The 16,345-nt window shown below is 43.2% G+C and carries 16 protein-coding genes and 1 riboswitch; of the genes, 8 read left to right on the top strand and 8 right to left on the bottom strand.

The genetic code is table 11. The annotated features are described in order from the left end of the window. Positions 1–7: 7 nt before the first annotated feature. On the top strand, positions 8–613 hold the full coding sequence (locus OH458_RS19775; RefSeq protein ID WP_269979558.1) for a YrbL family protein: 606 nt from the start codon (positions 8–10) through the stop codon (positions 611–613). Next, positions 597–1,535 (top strand): LpxL/LpxP family Kdo(2)-lipid IV(A) lauroyl/palmitoleoyl acyltransferase, encoded by a 939-nt coding sequence (gene lpxL / locus OH458_RS19780; protein WP_269979559.1) that lies wholly within the window; start codon positions 597–599, stop codon positions 1,533–1,535. Before OH458_RS19775 ends, lpxL begins: the two co-directional genes overlap by 17 nt. Before the next feature lie 56 nt (positions 1,536–1,591). On the opposite strand, the gene pyrE is transcribed toward lpxL, so the two are convergent. Beyond that, positions 1,592–2,233 (bottom strand): orotate phosphoribosyltransferase, encoded by a 642-nt coding sequence (gene pyrE / locus OH458_RS19785; protein ID WP_005472617.1) that lies wholly within the window; start codon positions 2,231–2,233, stop codon positions 1,592–1,594. A gap of 216 nt (positions 2,234–2,449) precedes the next feature. Continuing rightward, entirely contained in the window at positions 2,450–3,166 is a 717-nt protein-coding gene (gene rph, locus OH458_RS19790) for a ribonuclease PH (RefSeq protein WP_004410877.1), read from the bottom strand. Between the two features lie 142 nt (positions 3,167–3,308). Here rph and OH458_RS19795 point away from each other — a divergent pair, with 142 nt between their 5' ends. Continuing rightward, positions 3,309–4,175 carry a YicC/YloC family endoribonuclease gene (locus OH458_RS19795; RefSeq protein ID WP_038140860.1) on the top strand — a complete coding sequence of 289 codons (867 nt, stop codon included), beginning with the start codon at positions 3,309–3,311 and terminating at the stop codon, positions 4,173–4,175. Positions 4,176–4,402: 227 nt separating this feature from the next. Continuing rightward, positions 4,403–5,617 (top strand): tyrosine-type recombinase/integrase, encoded by a 1,215-nt coding sequence (locus tag OH458_RS19800; protein ID WP_269979560.1) that lies wholly within the window; start codon positions 4,403–4,405, stop codon positions 5,615–5,617. 26 nt (positions 5,618–5,643) lie between these two features. On the opposite strand, the gene OH458_RS19805 is transcribed toward OH458_RS19800, so the two are convergent. From OH458_RS19805 to OH458_RS22155, 3 genes are all read right to left on the bottom strand, one after another. Beyond that, positions 5,644–6,867: a flagellin N-terminal helical domain-containing protein gene (locus tag OH458_RS19805; protein WP_140066031.1), complete on the bottom strand. Its 1,224-nt coding sequence runs from the start codon at positions 6,865–6,867 to the stop codon at positions 5,644–5,646. Positions 6,868–7,117: 250 nt separating this feature from the next. Further along, a complete protein-coding gene (locus OH458_RS19810) occupies positions 7,118–7,966 on the bottom strand; it encodes a hypothetical protein (protein WP_140066032.1) in 849 nt (282 codons plus the stop codon). 14 nt (positions 7,967–7,980) lie between these two features. Beyond that, positions 7,981–8,235 (bottom strand): helix-turn-helix transcriptional regulator, encoded by a 255-nt coding sequence (locus OH458_RS22155; protein WP_079757990.1) that lies wholly within the window; start codon positions 8,233–8,235, stop codon positions 7,981–7,983. Between the two features lie 206 nt (positions 8,236–8,441). On the opposite strand from OH458_RS22155, the gene OH458_RS19815 reads away from it, so the two are divergent. Together OH458_RS19815 and OH458_RS19820 are read left to right on the top strand one after the other, a co-directional pair. After that, a complete protein-coding gene (locus OH458_RS19815) occupies positions 8,442–8,972 on the top strand; it encodes a hypothetical protein (RefSeq protein WP_140066033.1) in 531 nt (176 codons plus the stop codon). 87 nt (positions 8,973–9,059) lie between these two features. Further along, entirely contained in the window at positions 9,060–10,793 is a 1,734-nt protein-coding gene (locus OH458_RS19820) for a hypothetical protein (RefSeq protein ID WP_269979561.1), read from the top strand. Positions 10,794–11,211: 418 nt separating this feature from the next. Here OH458_RS19820 and OH458_RS19825 read toward each other — a convergent pair whose 3' ends face one another. The 3 genes from OH458_RS19825 to OH458_RS19835 form a co-directional block, all read right to left on the bottom strand. Beyond that, a complete protein-coding gene (locus OH458_RS19825) occupies positions 11,212–12,753 on the bottom strand; it encodes a hypothetical protein (RefSeq protein ID WP_269979562.1) in 1,542 nt (513 codons plus the stop codon). 162 nt (positions 12,754–12,915) lie between these two features. Further along, complete coding sequence (locus tag OH458_RS19830; RefSeq protein ID WP_269979563.1) at positions 12,916–13,341, bottom strand: phosphate-starvation-inducible protein PsiE; 426 nt, start codon at positions 13,339–13,341, stop codon at positions 12,916–12,918. Positions 13,342–13,447: 106 nt separating this feature from the next. Next, positions 13,448–14,818: an NCS2 family permease gene (locus OH458_RS19835; protein ID WP_038192382.1), complete on the bottom strand. Its 1,371-nt coding sequence runs from the start codon at positions 14,816–14,818 to the stop codon at positions 13,448–13,450. 66 nt (positions 14,819–14,884) lie between these two features. Further along, positions 14,885–14,984, bottom strand: a riboswitch (purine riboswitch). Between the two features lie 296 nt (positions 14,985–15,280). Between OH458_RS19835 and gmk the strand changes: the two genes are divergently transcribed. Then, the gene (gmk, locus tag OH458_RS19840; protein ID WP_005472456.1) at positions 15,281–15,904 is read left to right on the top strand and encodes a guanylate kinase; all 624 of its coding nucleotides are present in this window, start codon (positions 15,281–15,283) and stop codon (positions 15,902–15,904) included. A 152-nt stretch (positions 15,905–16,056) separates the two neighbouring features. Beyond that, entirely contained in the window at positions 16,057–16,329 is a 273-nt protein-coding gene (gene rpoZ / locus OH458_RS19845; protein ID WP_005472463.1) for a DNA-directed RNA polymerase subunit omega, read from the top strand. Positions 16,330–16,345 lie beyond the last annotated feature (16 nt).

The raw sequence follows: 16,345 nt of genomic DNA on the forward strand, positions 1-16,345 counted from the left end.
GAACTTCATGTCTTCTGTTCTAGACTTATCTCAGACCAAAAGGATTGGCACTGGGAATGAAAGGATATGCTTTGAGCACCCGGATAATCCAAGTTTGTGCATCAAGGTTTATCACCCGATGGAAGAGATCATGAAGCATACGAAAGTTGTACGACAACAGAATGAAATGGAGTCGTACTACTTTGGTCAACTCGAAAAGCGTGGTGTCCCTTTTCATTTCATCCCTAAATGTTATGGCTGGGTAGAAACAAACTTAGGCCCTGGTTTGGTCTTCGATCGTGTTGTTAACGATGACGGAACATCAGGAAGACCATTAAAAGAGATGCTCGCGGATGGCTCGGTTTCTCAACAAGAAGCTCTGCAAATACTCACCCGCATAGAGCACTACCTGCTTGAGCACTCGATCAGCATTTGTGATGTCAGCCCCGGCCATATCCTCATGAAAAAGCAAGGGACAGAGCTCATACCTCAGGTCATCGATGGCGTAGGCAGCCGATATAATGATTGGAAACTGTACCTACTCACCCATGTCCATTTCTTTGCGCGCCGTAAGACGAAAGCGCTTTGGCAAAAACTCATTTCAATGATGCTAAACCATGAACACACTAAATAACGAACTGACCTTTACTCAGAAAGTACACCCAAAGAATTGGGGAATCTGGCTTGGCTTTGGACTACTGGGCTTAGTGGTGACCGTCCTGCCTTATGCGGTGCTGCTTAAACTTGGTCGAGGCATCGGGTCATTGACCGCAGTCGCACTTAAAAGTCGCGCTCACATTGTCCGTCGCAATTTAGAACTCGCCTTCCCTGATATGGGTACCGCTGAGCGAGAAAAAATTGTTAAAGAAAACCTCAAAAATACTGGCTTAGCCCTCATTGAAACAGGCATAGCTTGGTTTTGGCCAGAGTGGCGCTTTAAACGCTTAATTCAATTTAAGAATATTGAACAGATTGTTGAACTCGACACACAAAAGAAGGGCGTGCTAGTTGTCTGCACCCATGCGCTCAACTTAGAAATTACCGCTCGTGCATTTGCCACCTTCGCTCCGGGTTATGGCGTATATCGCCCGCATGACAATCCGGTGTACGACTTCATCCAAACTTGGGGACGTACTCGTTTTGGCAACCAAATGGTCGATCGCAAAGACGTTAAAGGTATGCTCAAGATTCTGCGCCGCGGCGGTCGACTATGGTACCTACCAGATCATGACTATGGACGTAAAAATGCTGTTTTCGTGCCGTTTTTCGCAATTGAAGATGCATGTACCACAGCGGGGACTGGCGTTCTGATTGATGCGAGTAAATGTGCAGTGGTTACCGCATCAAGCTTTCGAGAAGGCTCGACCTACACCTTGCAAGTGGATGATGAATTTAGCGCAGATTTCCCTCGTAAAGACGCAGAAGGCGCAGCAAGGGTGATGAACCGAGCGATTGAAAAGGTGATCCTGCGCGGACTCGATCAGTGGATGTGGGTGCATAAGCGCTACAAAACAATGGTCGACAGAGCCATGGGCAAAGGTTCACGCTATAAATAACATCAAAAAAGGCATCCAACGGGATGCCTTTTTAGTCTTACGAGTGATTCAACAACTTAAATGCCGTACTCCGCGCGGTAGGCTTTGACTGCCTCTAGGTGCTCAGCGTCAGTACCTTTCTCTTCTAGGAAGGTCACTAGGTCAGTCAGGCTAACAATTGAGATAATGGCACAGCCAAAGTCGCGCTCAACTTCTTGGATTGCAGACAACTCACCTTTGCCTTTCTCTTGGCGGTCAATCGCAACCAAAACACCCGCTAGGTCTGCACCATTTGCTTGGATGATTTCCATCGACTCACGAATTGCCGTACCCGCAGTAATAACGTCATCCACCAGCATGATACGGCCTTCCAGTGCGCTACCAACTAGGTTGCCACCTTCACCATGATCTTTCGCTTCTTTACGGTTGAAGCAGTATGGCGTATCCACATCGTGGTGATCTGCTAGTGCAACTGCTGTAGTTGTCGCGATTGGGATACCTTTGTACGCAGGGCCAAACAGAACGTCGAACTCAATGCCAGAATCCGCTAGCGCAGCTGCGTAGAAGCGACCTAGACGTGCTAAGTCACGACCCGTATTGAAAAGACCAGCGTTAAAGAAGTACGGGCTCTTACGGCCAGACTTTAAAGTAAACTCGCCAAATTTTAGGACTTCTTTCTCTAGTGCAAACTCAATAAATTCACGCTGGTATGCTTTCATTACTTTCTCTCTAAATAAAAGGTCTAGTTCTCTAGACGGTTCATAACATAAAGAAACATTTTCTAAATAGATGGCTAGGCAGCTAGGCAACAAGCACTTTCAGCCCTAAGAGCATAGGGAACCTATGTGATTAGGGGGAAAGAGTGCAGTTAACAACGCTGCAATGCTATCTATGACGAAAATAAAAAAATAGCCCCCAATTGGGAGCTATCTAAATCAATTTTCTAACGCCGCCTTCTGCGCCGCGACGATCTCGGTAATACCTTTGGTCGCCGACTCCAGCAACTTCATCAGCTCAGCGTGGGTGAACGGTTCGCCCTCTGCCGTGCCTTGAACTTCAATCATGCGACCATCTTCCGTCATCACTACGTTCATATCCGTATCAGCGGCTGAATCCTCTGTGTATTCAAGGTCACAAAGAATGTCTTCGCCCAGAATGCCCACAGAAACCGCAGCGACATGGCCTTTCATTGGGTTCGCTTTTAGCTTGCCTTTCTCTACTAAGTGTTGGAATGCATCAGCCATCGCAACGCTCGCACCAGAGATAGACGCAGTACGCGTACCGCCATCCGCTTGGATTACATCACAGTCTACTGTCACCATGATTTCGCCCATCGCTTCTAGGTCAACTACAGCGCGTAAGCTACGAGCAATCAGACGTTGGATTTCCATCGTACGACCACCTTGCTTGCCGCTTGCCGCTTCACGACGCATACGCGAATGTGTAGAGCGTGGAAGCATGCCGTATTCAGCGGTTACCCAGCCCTTACCCTGACCTTTTAGCCAGCGCGGAACGTTCTCTTCAACGGTCGCATTACAAAGTACTTTTGTATTGCCGAATTCTACCAATACAGAACCTTCTGCATAAGCTGTGTAGTTACGAGTAATTTTGATTGGGCGAACTTGATCCGCCTTGCGATCGTTTGGACGCATTGGCATCTACCTTATATGAAGGGGGAGACGTTTTTGGTTGGAGCAGGATTATAGCGAAGTTTGCTCTTCAAAGCTATCCGTCTCAGATCTGTGCTACTATTGCCTCGCGTTATTTTCAAAGATGATTAAACAGGAAAATTCGATGATCTACAGTATGACGGCTTATGCTCGTAAAGAAGCAAAAGGCGATTGGGGCAGCGCCGTATGGGAAATTCGTAGTGTTAACCAACGCTACCTGGAAACCTACTTCCGCTTGCCAGAGCAATTCCGCGGCCTAGAGCCAGTATTGCGTGAGCGTTTTCGCAAGCGCCTTGCTCGCGGTAAGGTTGAATGTGCGCTCCGTTTTGAAGCCAACCCAGCAGCAAAAGGCGAATTGACCATTAACGAAGACTTGGCGAAACAAGTCATCAGCGCGGCAAATCAGGTAATGGCATTGTCTGGTGATGATAGCCGTCTTAACCCATTCCAAATCATGAACTGGCCAGGTGTGATGGAAACACCAGAGCAAGATATGGACGCCGTCAATAAAGATTTGCTGGCCGCTTTTGATGCTGCGCTAGGCGAGTTTATCGAAGCGCGTGGCCGAGAAGGCGAAAACATGAAAGCGCTGATTGTGCAGCGCTTAGATGCCATCACAGAAGAAGTGGTGAAAGTGCGTGCGCGCATGCCTGAGATTCTAGAATGGCAACGTGAGCGTCTGTTCACTAAGTTTGAAGACGCAAAAGTTGAATTAGACTCTTCACGCGTTGAACAAGAACTGATTCTACTAGCACAAAAATCAGACGTTGCTGAAGAGCTTGATCGCCTAGACTCTCATGTCAAAGAAACCACTAATATCTTGAAGAAAGGCGGCGCGGTCGGTCGCCGTTTAGACTTTATGATGCAAGAGTTTAACCGCGAGTCAAACACACTGGCTTCTAAGTCAATCAGCACAGACATCACCGCATCTGGTGTTGAACTGAAAGTTCTGATTGAGCAAATGCGTGAGCAGATCCAGAATATAGAGTAATATCCTATAGCTTCTTAATATGCCCATAACTAATTTTAAAAACAAATAGTTATGGGCAAAATCTTTCCTACTGAGTCCTAGTAAATCCTATTACTACCCAAAACTTTCGGGGAGTAAGTTGGGTATAACCCTCTCAAAACCCCCTCACAAACGGCAACTTCTACACTTTACTACCCACTAGTTTTAGAGCTACTATTGGTTTATCTTCTTTTACTAAGGGTAGCGGTGTGGGAAAGCTAAAAGTAAATCAAGTTAAGTCTCTGGTTAGTAACCATAAAGTGGGTCGTCATAGTGATGGTGATGGCTTGTACCTTATGATTCCTAAATCTGGTCGAGCTTACTGGATGCTCAGATACACGATTATGGGTAAACGTCGCGAGATGACCATAGATAAGGTCGCGCACCTCTCTTTAGCTGATGCTAGATACAAAGCAATGGAACTAAAGAAGAAAGTTAGTAATGAAGAAGATCCCTTAGTAGAGCGTAAGCAACACCAAGCCATAACGATTAAACTAGTTGAACAACTATATGAAGACTGGTACGCCGACTTAGCTGCAAGATTGAAGCATCCCAACATTCCGAAGAGAGTCTACGAACGAGATATCGGTCCAATTATTGGCAGAAAGAAAATCAAGTCCGTAACTCCCCTTGATATCCGAACAATCATCAGAAATGTTGCAAACAGTGGACGACCTACAGTTGCCAACGACACGTTAATGTACTGCAAACAACTGTTTAACCATGGAATTAAACTAGGTTTAAATGACAATAACCCAGCATCAGCATTTTCTGTAAATGATGCTGGGGGAGTTGAAGGAAGCCGTGATCGTAAGCTTACCCTTGATGAGATTAAAAAAACCTTTGACGTTTTCCAACAGAACTTGCCAAGTTTTGGGCGTGAAAATTACTTAGCTTGCGCACTGCTTCTTTCTCTTGGTGTTCGCAAAACAGAGCTGACGGAAGCTAAATGGTCTGAGTTCGATCTGAAAAATGCACTATGGCACTTACCGGGTGAAAGAGTGAAGAAAGGAGATGGGATAACGATACCACTGACCGAACAAGTGCTCGCATGGCTTGAAGAACTCTATACGAGAGCATGTGGTTCGGAGTATCTGTTTCCAGCCAGAAGAACTAGCAAGCAGCCTCATATGGGGAAAGACACATTAAACAGAGCTATCTCGAAGCTCTTCGGTCGAGAGCCCGGGCGCAAAGTGCAACCACCGAATAAAATGGGAGAAATGGAGATGTTCACTGTTCACGATCTGAGGAGAACCTTCCGAACTTTACTCTCGAAGTGTGGCGTTGCTCCGCATATCGCAGAACGATGCTTGAACCATAAGCTGGGTAAGCTGAATGACACTTATGATATCCATGACTATCTTGATGAGAGGAAGGAAGCGTTAGGTAAGCTATCAAAAATGCTATCCGACTATATACAGTAAAGTAACCCTGCTAAATAGTTGAGCAATCAGCTCAGCAAGCCAAGTGCACCTTGCGGAGTTTTGCTAGCTTGAGCCAGCATGGAGGTGTTTACTTCTTTTAGAATCGACTGCTTTGTTAACTCGCTGGTTTCTTTTGCAAAGTCAGTATCTCTGATCTGGCGGTTGCTAGCAGCAACATTCTCTGATGATTGGTTCAAATTATTTATAGCATGATGCAAGCGGTTTTGCGTTGCTCCAATATTCGCTCTATAAGAATCAACAGAGCGTAGTAATTCATCCAGCTCCTCTGCCACTGTTCCAGCTAACTTTGGGTTATCTAAGTAAGGAATCGAGCTTATCACATTTACTTTTGTGACTTCAGCTGACGGGCTGTGATAAATACCTTTCCCAGTAGTAAAAGGGGAATTTTGATTATGTGGGTAGGAGTTATGGTAATGCCTAACAGCTACGTACTCATTTTCGAATTGTGAATAGTACACTAAACGCTGTGATTTTGTTCCATCATTACGTGTGTATTCTTCCGTTAGCATATGAACAGAATTACCTAATTCATCATTAACTTGTCGAGCAATACTTTCTACTGAAGAGCCTGCTTCTATATCAACATAAACAAAATCTTCTGTTTGATGGGGACGATCTTCATCATAAGAAATCCTTTGAACTCCGATACGATCACCATCTTTAGATATCCAACCTTGATTGTACTCGGTATATCTTACAAAACGATCTTCTACAACCGTTGACTGTTGTTCTTTTGTGCCTAAATTGGGCAACTCAATACTAACAGTCTCTCCACCATTAGAGCCAACCTGAAATGATTTGTGGCTATTAGTTCCATTAAGAAGTCGTTCTCCACCAAAGCTGGTAGTGTCAGCTAACCTGTGAAGCTCATCAGTTAATGCAATATACTCCTCTTGAATTGCAGTTCTATCTTCTGAGGATAGTGAGCCATTAGCATACCGAAGTGCTAGGTCTCTCATACGCATTAAACTTTCAGTATATTCATTCATCGCACTTTCAGCGGTTTGTAGCATGGATATACCATCGTTTGCATTTCGAATAGCAACATCCATTCCACGGCTCTGTGCATGCAATCTATTAGAGATCTGAAGACCAGCAGCATCGTCTTTTGCGTTATTAATCTTCATACCTGACGACAAGCGTTCCATCGAAACAGAGTGACTATTCATCACTCGGTGTAAACCTTGTGAACCCTTCATCGCAACTATGTTTGTATTAACGCTTAGCATAACTAGATGAGCCTCATTAACTACGAAATAACTGAACAATTAATCTATCGGCTGCATATGCATTTTGTTTAGCAATTAGTGCTTAGAAAGCTAGATTAACAGTGTCAAAGCTAATCCAGCTCGTTGTCTTTTCTCCTAAAACTCTAGGTTAAAGCTAAATAAAATGTAGTGTTGTTAAGCTATTTTCGTAGAAGTTAGGTTTAAGTACTTAAAATATAACCATATTTGGTTCTATGCGATAATGATGAAATCAAAACTCGGAGCGTTTTATCTTCGTCCATTCTCTTGCACGATATTGAAACAAGAATTTTCTTCTACCTAGTTCATTCATCCAACATAAGTAGTCACAAAATAGTAAAGTATCTAATCTGTACTTCTTAGTACAACGTCTAAAACCATTCGTTTTATAGTCTCGAACTTCGTTAAAACCTAATTTGCATAAGTAACTTAGTTGTTTTACTGGATTACCTATCTTTTGAACCATGAAAGGACGAGCAGTAACTCCACTCTTAATATGCTCGGGGTGAAGACGTTTTATTTTGTCAGAAAGACGTCCTAAGGCTTGTTCATTTCCTGTTAGCTTGGTCAAAAGATGGTAGTGACTCAGCCATTTTTGCGGTGACTTATGAAAATCCATCTCTAAAGATCCTAATACCGGACCATCAATGCCGCTGCTAGAAAGCAATTTACGTAAACGGTCTTTATCTGCTTGAACGTCATAACTGAGAAACTCGTATGCCTCGATGTTTCTAGAGTACTGAACCAAATGTAAAGCACAGTAGCGTATACTAGTTCCCATATTTAGCTCAGTTAACATGGTTTCTAATATCGATGTCACATGCTCAATTTGATGCTGACGTGTACAGCGTTTGCAAGCTGGGCTTCTACATGCTTCTCCGTCGATACAGTTTTCAAGCATATCCGCTAGGTTATGCATATCCGCATTCGTGTACCTTCTTCCACCAACTTGAAATAGACCATTTGCCCTAGATCTCAATGTGTCGATCCTAAAAGTGTCTTCCTCGTAAGCTTGGTGTTCATCGTATATCCATTCCCAACTTTCAAGCTTCAGATCGCATAAAAAATCATGAAGTTCCATTTTCTACTATCCTCTCATTTTCTCGATGAATCACACGAATCAATCCATTTTTGAACATCCGAGATTCGCCAAAAAACTATACGACCACACTTCTTCGTGTGTTCTGGAAACTTCCCTTGAGAGATCCACAAGTACAATGTTGAGTTAGAGATGCGTAGCTGATCCAAAATCATTTCACGTCGAATTAAACCTAAATCTGTCATGACATTCTCCTTATTTTTGATGTCACAACTCGATTTACAGTTTTCAAAAATACCCTCTTCGAACATAACTCAAATCTTGTGAGACTCACAAAAACCATTCTCAAACACCAAGAATCGTGAGGCTCACAATAAAAAACATATAGCTATCAAGGAATTAAAATCACAACTTCAGCGCGAGACTCACAAGAATGAAATTATTCATTGAGTTTTCGTGAGTCTCACGGCATAGTGTGATTGTGTATAACTCTTGTGAGCCTCACGAAATGAAGCAAATGGATACTGAAAAAACAGAAGAAGAAAAGAAAGAAGAACAGAAAAAAGCAGCCAACGAGCGTAGGAAGAAAGCAGACCGTATTCGCAAACAATCTGGACTAAAGACGAAGAGAGTTCATCTTCATCAAGAAACTCTGAATGACTTAAAAGCACTTGCTGAAATGCACGGTTTTAACACATCTGATAGTGAGCTTGGTTACGATGAACTATCTTGCTTAGTTACACTACTAGCAGATCTCTTGTGGGATAAGAGCTCGTTTAACGCTGTGGATTATGAAACAGCCATGCTTAAGCGGTTGCATCTTACGGTGAAGCATTGTCAGTATGAAGATGGTTTGATTTTTGCCATGGATGAGTACGAAATATCTGAACTACTTGGAGAGTACAGTTACACACTGCAAGAAAAAACAATTGAGCTTCTACTCGGAAGAGAAGCAACAGACCTAGATTTTGATTGGTCAGACGATGTTATAAAGGCATTAGCCGATGAAGAAAAGGTAAAGTCAGCAATCGATGTTCTAATAAATTGAGGTTGACCGTACTCTGATTCCTCTATTGATTTGAGTTTCGTTTATCAAATCGTAGAATGAGTGAAACTGGTTTTATACTAATGTGCTATGACAGAACTAACTCTTGATTGTGAAAGACAGCTTAATGTCAAACTCGAAGATGGTACTTACGGACTGCTCTCGTTAGAAAGGGGCAGATTTCCCACACTAAAATGTACCAATAGGTATGAACCTATTTTACCTCATGATGTAGATGAAATCCTTGTTCATGACTATATCAGTGGTGGGGAATCATCGTATTACTTATCTGGTCGACACGGCTTTTCATATGATAGTGAGCTGTTTGATCACGTATACACTGGTTCTGCAAATAGAGACAAAATAACACAAGTATCATTTCTCATGCCTCAGCTCTCTGTTTATTTTAACCATGAGATAAAAAGGAGATTTGAAGAAGGTGGGGACATCTCTGCCCAAACTAACATACAGTCACTAAATGCAGAATTAGTAAATAGCAATAGCATTAAGAACGTTGATATCTTTCAGTCGAAGAACTTGAAGGACAACGCCAATGGAGATGGTTTCGTATTCACTAGTACTCTCGATATCAATTTCACTTTCGAGTCCCCCATATCCATGGAAGAAATTTCTCGGCTTATGTTCAAAGTGACTAACCTGTTTACTTGGTTGTTTGGAACCCCATGTTATGCAACAAGAATCGACCTTTTCGATACAGATTCAAACAAGGGATACTTATATGTCCCAAGCCACAAAGTTGAAGATACCGATAAGGTTTCTCAACCTTACCCATTCATGCTTTCAGATCAACTAAGAGACTCCTTTCAAGCGATCTGTCAAAGCTACTTTGTTGATAATACATTTATTTTTGACCAGATATGGTCGAAAACAATTCCGTTGTTCAGCATAAAGAATGTCCTTGAGTATGAGTTAATGCTATATGCTTCAATTCTGGATAAGTATTTTAGCTATAAAGTAGATCAGCTTGGATTGGACAACGTAATGCTCGAAAATGATCACGCCAAGTTCATTTCCAGAGTGACATCTCTTGTTAAAAGCGATCCACTGATTATGGCTACCATTAATGAAGGATCTGTAGCTAACATCACAGATGAAGAAACCCTCAAAAGATTGATACCAAACCGCAGTACAGCCACGCTGAATAAGAAAGCTAAAACCTTCTTGCGCTATATCGGCAAGACAGTGTCCGACGTATTCATCAATGACAAAGACTTTTATCAGATCAAAGAGATTCGAGATAGAGCAGCACACGGTGAGGTGGAAACCTTATCTGCTCAGGAAGTCTATACGCATCTGAACAAAGTCAAGATGCTTACTATGTATCTAATATATAAAGACTTAGGTATTTCTGACAACAGCTTTCTTGAACTACTGTGCGTCCCTTATCATGCGTTAAAGCAAGCTTGCCGAATAGATTCATTTAAGCGTGATGTTGCTTTAAACAAGGCTAATATTATTCAAGTTGATGAGCATACATTTGACTTTGTGAAGAACGAAACGGGGATCTTTAATTTCGTATTTTCAAGAAAACAGCATACCTACCACGTTAATAAAGAGTTAACTCATCTCTTAAAAGCCGAGTTCTTTGGTGATCATTCTAATACTGGTAAATACCGGAAATTGGAAGATTGTTTGCAATCACTAATCTCCAATGACAAAAAGTCAGCTTACATTTCAGAATGTTACATCAAATCAGGAAGAAAAACCTACTTGCTAAGAGGTATAGTTGTCATCGACAAACTCAACAAACTTCAGTCATTTCGAGGTTCTAGAATCGCTGGCGAAAGCCACATTAATGCATAGTATTTCAATTTAGTACGCTACTTGTACAAAAATCTAAATGAGCAGCTAAAACATCATATACAAACAAAGCGACAGACTGTTCATTTGGGTAGTACATTGGGTAGAAAATGATACATAGACAACAATAAATATAAAAAATACCAATAAACAACAATAAGTTAAACAAAGGTATCAACATTAAGATCCAAAATATTGAATAAGGGTTTTTGAGTCTCTTTGAGCTGACTTAACCTTACCAGGCCCCTGTAAAATAGGGGCTTTTTCACGCTATTTACTCACTTTGCCCCGTGGATTAGACAGCGACCTGCCTCATCTGCTAATGATGAGCCCCCAGCTATCTGTTCTGCTATACGAGCCCTTACTTTGTTATAAGAACTCAATTGGAGCCAATCTTGTCAGGGCAGCTCCAAATATATAATCAGTCCTTCAGGCTGGACTTATTTTCCTCTTGCTCAATAAGTAACGATAGTTGCCTTAACAGGTAGGGTTGTATATCTCTCTGCCAATATATCTGCGAATAATGCGCCTGACTTTTTTCCGGAAGATATGGTCGGATTTCTTCCATCACTTTTTCTACCGCTTTCTTATCGGGTTCTTTAAGCCCACTTACAGCAAAGTCTTCTTTCACTTGAAGGGCAATATCAGGGTCATACTGCTCCAGTGCTTTTATCATCGCCCAGGCACGGGGGTTATCCTCATATTTATACATCAGATAAAAACTGTATAACGATGGAAGGTCACCTTTTGATACTACGTTATGCAATGTAAATTCGTAATATTCATCAAATCGCTCTTGAAGGAGATAACCTATCCCAAAGTGTCTCTCGCTAGCCAAAATCTCGGGGATAATCTGTTCATTCATACTCTTCCCGACGTCATAACCGTTTTTACCCTTCGCACTACTTATCAAACGCATCAGAGGAGAGGGGTGATGTTCCGTATCCAGCCAGTAAAAACCGGCAAGATCACGCTTAGGCTCGTAAGGCAGTGACATCAGAGAAAAAGCTAAAGTTTCATCGACTAATGGCACATCAAAATAAGCCAACAGTGCCAACTTGTTAAGCGTGCGGTCCCACTTTTTCAGCTGATCTAATCTGGCCTGGTGGCTACCGGAAAAATCGAACTCCAGTGAGGCTATCTGCTCTTCAAAGAAACGCAGACGTCTGACGTCACTCATCTGCTCTATTTTATTAAATAGTTTTTTATTAAAAACGCTACTACAAAAAAGTGGCCTACTGAAACTATAGAGCCATTTTTCAAACTCTGATGAGTACTGCCTTCCATTGATATTTTCGGCGCACCAACTGATATTTTTGGCTTCAAGCAACCAGTTATTATATAACACCTCCAACCATAAGTAGTCATCACCGTACAACTCCATCAGACGATGCGCTTTCTTAAGCCTTTCTGCTGCTATCAAAGCGTCATCATCACCAGATAAAGAGATTGGTGTCCATAGGTAATACGCCAGCGCCGTTTGAAGCACTCTGATATCCCCTTTTTCCGCAAGCTCTAATATCTGTGAGATATAACGCTGCTTTATCTCATCAGACAGCTGCAAATCATCAAGGCCTTTATCACGGCTATAATGCGCTGTTTGCGGAACGGCATTAGCAGAAACAATTTTTGCTCTGGCGGGAATAGAGCCAGCGGCTGCTTTTTCAACCAGTGTCGTATAATCCGGTGTCAGCTCCCACTGAGCTTTAAAATTACCAAGCCTGGCAAAATGCTGATTAATACGCTCAAAACGCCCCTCTCTTAGCTCAACGCCGGGACAACCACCACTCGCTATATAATGATAATAATCATAGTTCGATGGCTCGGTCGTTTTCAGGTCGTCTAAATCATTGGTGTAGCGTTCATCACAAGCCTGCCTAACAGGCAGAAAATCCTGGCTCACGGCAGGGAAGCCTATCACCACACAGAGCGTGGCCCAAAAACACAATACTCTTCGTTTCATTTTTTCTTTAACTCACATTAGGCGGAACCCAGTTTCTGCGTGAGTGCCCGTGATTATTATAAGCGGTTTGAAAGTGCGTAACGCGAATAGGACGGGTCACAGTAACGCGAAGAAGGAGTGAGAATTTACCTCCCCCTTTTTCTTGGCCTGCCTTTCAACCCGCTATTCGTCTTTTTCCAGCGTATTTCTATCAACATACGGCCAGTAATGGTGACCAACACGAATCAGCAAGGTGGCTGCGGCAAGAATAAATGCCGCTACTGACAGCCAAACCACCAACATCGCATCCATCTCTTTCATTCCTAGGGTGATGTAGCGAGCAATGGCCATCATCGCGATGTAGATGGGGTAACGCACGGGGATTTTTCCGTTCATCACAAACTGCTGCACCATGGCAAGTACTTCCAAGTAGATAAACATCAGCAGAATATCCGTCAGCAGCACCCTCTTCTGTTCAAAAACATGGATGAACTCTTCAACCATAGCAAACAGGGTGGCTAACGTGATGGCGACCAAGAGCAACGCTTCTAACGTATGAAAAATCTTAAGAAATGGGCGGCTAAAACCCTTAGGTAAGTGAGATGGCATATCCTTGATTCCATTGCCATATGATAGTGGTCTCAGTGTAACACGGCGTAAGAAATAAAAAATGGCCCTACCGGTGTAGAGCCATTAGCAATAAGTCGAACTGCGATTAAAGCAGAATCAGATAACTTAAGAACACAGCACCTAAAACATAGATGACAGGGTGTACTTCTTTGCCTTTACCGGCAACAACCATTGAGAACGCGTAGCTAATAAAGCCCATCGCCATGCCGTTCGCTGGTGAAAAGCTCAACACGGTAAACATAATGGTAAAGAAGGCCGCAATGCGTGACTCCTTCTTATCCCATTGAATTTGACCAAGGCGGCCAATCATGTAGATACCGACCACCACCATTGCCGGTGCTACCATCGCTGCTGAGAAGATAGAGAACAGCGGATAGAGGAATAGCGATACGAGGAACAAGCCCGCAACCACTACCGCAGCCAGGCCTGTTTTGGCGCCTTGGGAAGAGGCGATGCCTGACTCAGAGAAAGCGGTAATGGATGTCGTACCCAATACTGAACCAATCACTGTACCGCCTGCATCGGCGACCAATGCCGAACGTGCGTTTGGCACCTTACCATCTTTGTCGATGATGCCCGCATCTCGGCCAACACCAACGATGGTACTCATACCATCAAAGAAGTCGACAATCAGGAAGATCACCACAATAAACAGTAAATCAAACATCTTCTCTGCTGTTAACCCAGATAGGTCGAAAATCGCACCAAAGCTGCCAGACATACTTGGTGGCGCGGTAATGATTTGCTCAGGCAGTGGCGCATTATTCGTGCCCATCACCATATCCGCGATCACCGTCAGCACAATTGCAGACACGAAAGAGATAAAGGTCGCCAACTTAATATCGCGGATCATGCAGCCAAGGGCGATAAATATACTGATATAAGCAATGATTACTTGAGGGTTAGCAATATCGCCCATCCCCACCAGAACAAATTTGTTGTCAACGATGATGCCAGCGTTTTTTAAACCCAAGAAAGCAATAAAGAGCCCCAACGACACCGTAATCGCGTTTTTCAAATCTTCAGGAATGGATTCAATCAACGACTTACGAATATTGGTCAGAGAAAGCAGCAAATACAGCACGCCTGACAAAAAGATACCAAATAGGGCTTCATTCCATACCAAAGCCACAGAGCCACTAAGCAGCATGCCTTTGAAAAAGCCATTCATGCTCATGCCTGGCGCAAGCATCACTGGGTAGTTACCCCAAATACCCATAATGAGTGTCGCAGCAGCAGCGGCTAATGCTGTCGCCGTAAAAACTGCGCCTTTATCCATGCCTGGAATCCCACCTAGAATCGCTGGGTTCACGGCCAGAATGTAGCTCATGGCGAGGAAAGTAATAAAACCCGCATACAGCTCGGTGCTGACCGTGGTTTTACGCGCTGAAATCTTAAAGATGGACTCAAGAATACCCGGATTGTTTTGGGCTTTGATGGCAGTATCGAGACTCACAAGGAAACCTTAAATGATTGAATAGACGTTGTCGGAATCAAATGCTGAATGAGCGGATAGACTTGCCACCATCAAGACAAAAACTGTAGTCACCAAGATAGGCTCGGTGGTAGAAACGTCTAATCCAATTCACTAGACATATACAGCATTTAATCGTTTGCGCGAATTGTACGAATCCCGAGTAAAAACTCAACGCCTTTCTGATAGAAATCACAAAACCAAGCAAACGTTTGCTATCGATCAATAATTCCCGTAAATCACTCACCGAAGCACAAGCCTCATTCTGATGTTCACACTAAGATGGGTTGTAGTTGTTCTAAATTGACGATTTGTGCTACTCTTCGCCTCCATTTTTCTGACCTAATTTTCACCATCTCGGCGATCAAGTACGGTCAGTGCTATCTTTAAAATACGTCGATACTTTCTCATCGATAACATCAAACCAAACGTGGAATTGTACCTATGGGCAAAGGCACTCTTTATATCGTATCTGCACCAAGCGGCGCGGGAAAATCGAGCTTGATTTCAGCAATGCTAGAAACCAACCCTACTTACGCAATGAAGGTGTCTGTATCGCATACGACTCGCGGCATGCGCCCTGGGGAGCAAGATGGTGTTCATTACCATTTCGTGCAGAAAGAACACTTTGAAGAGCTGATTGAGCAAGGCGCCTTCCTTGAGTATGCCGAAGTATTCGGTAACTACTACGGTACATCACGTATTTGGATTGAAGAGAACCTAGATAAAGGCATCGACGTATTCCTAGACATCGACTGGCAAGGCGCACGCCAAATCCGTGAGCAAATGCCACAAGCGAAAAGCCTATTTATTTTGCCACCATCAAATGGTGAACTTGAGCGTCGTTTGAATGCTCGAGGCCAAGATAGCGAAGCCGTCATTGCCAAACGCATGGCTGAAGCCAAGTCAGAAATTTCACACTACAACGAGTACGACTACGTGATCGTTAATGATGATTTTGACAATGCCCTTATGGACTTCAAAGCCATCATCCGTGCAGAAAGATTGAAGCAAGACAAGCAAGCTGCTAAATATAAAGGCATGCTTGACGCTCTGTTAGCAGAGTAATTTCTATTTTTGCAGGCTGAATCGACAAACGATCTGAGGATCTTTTGATGATCTTTCCTAACTTGGCTAGATACATAAGTCTAGACACTAGGAACTGTCAGCCTGTATAATTTCTCGTCATACAAAATTTTAGTTAACTATTTGGAGTCCTCATGGCACGCGTAACTGTTCAAGACGCTGTTGAAAAAGTTGGCAACCGTTTCGACCTAGTTCTCATTGCGGCTCGCCGCGCTCGTCAAATGCAAACTGGCGGTAAAGATTCACTAGTGCCAGAAGAGAACGATAAGCCAACGGTTATCGCCCTACGCGAAATCGAAGAAAGCCTTATCACTAAAGAGATCCTAGATGCTCGTGAGCGTCAGGAACAGCAAGAGCAAGAAGCAGCAGAATTAGCAGCAGTAAGCAGCATCGCTCACAACCGCTAATCTGACTCTCTTCACT

The organism is Vibrio sp. MarTm2 (assembly GCF_027587055.1).
In the GTDB taxonomy this organism is placed as follows: domain Bacteria; phylum Pseudomonadota; class Gammaproteobacteria; order Enterobacterales; family Vibrionaceae; genus Vibrio; species Vibrio sinaloensis_D.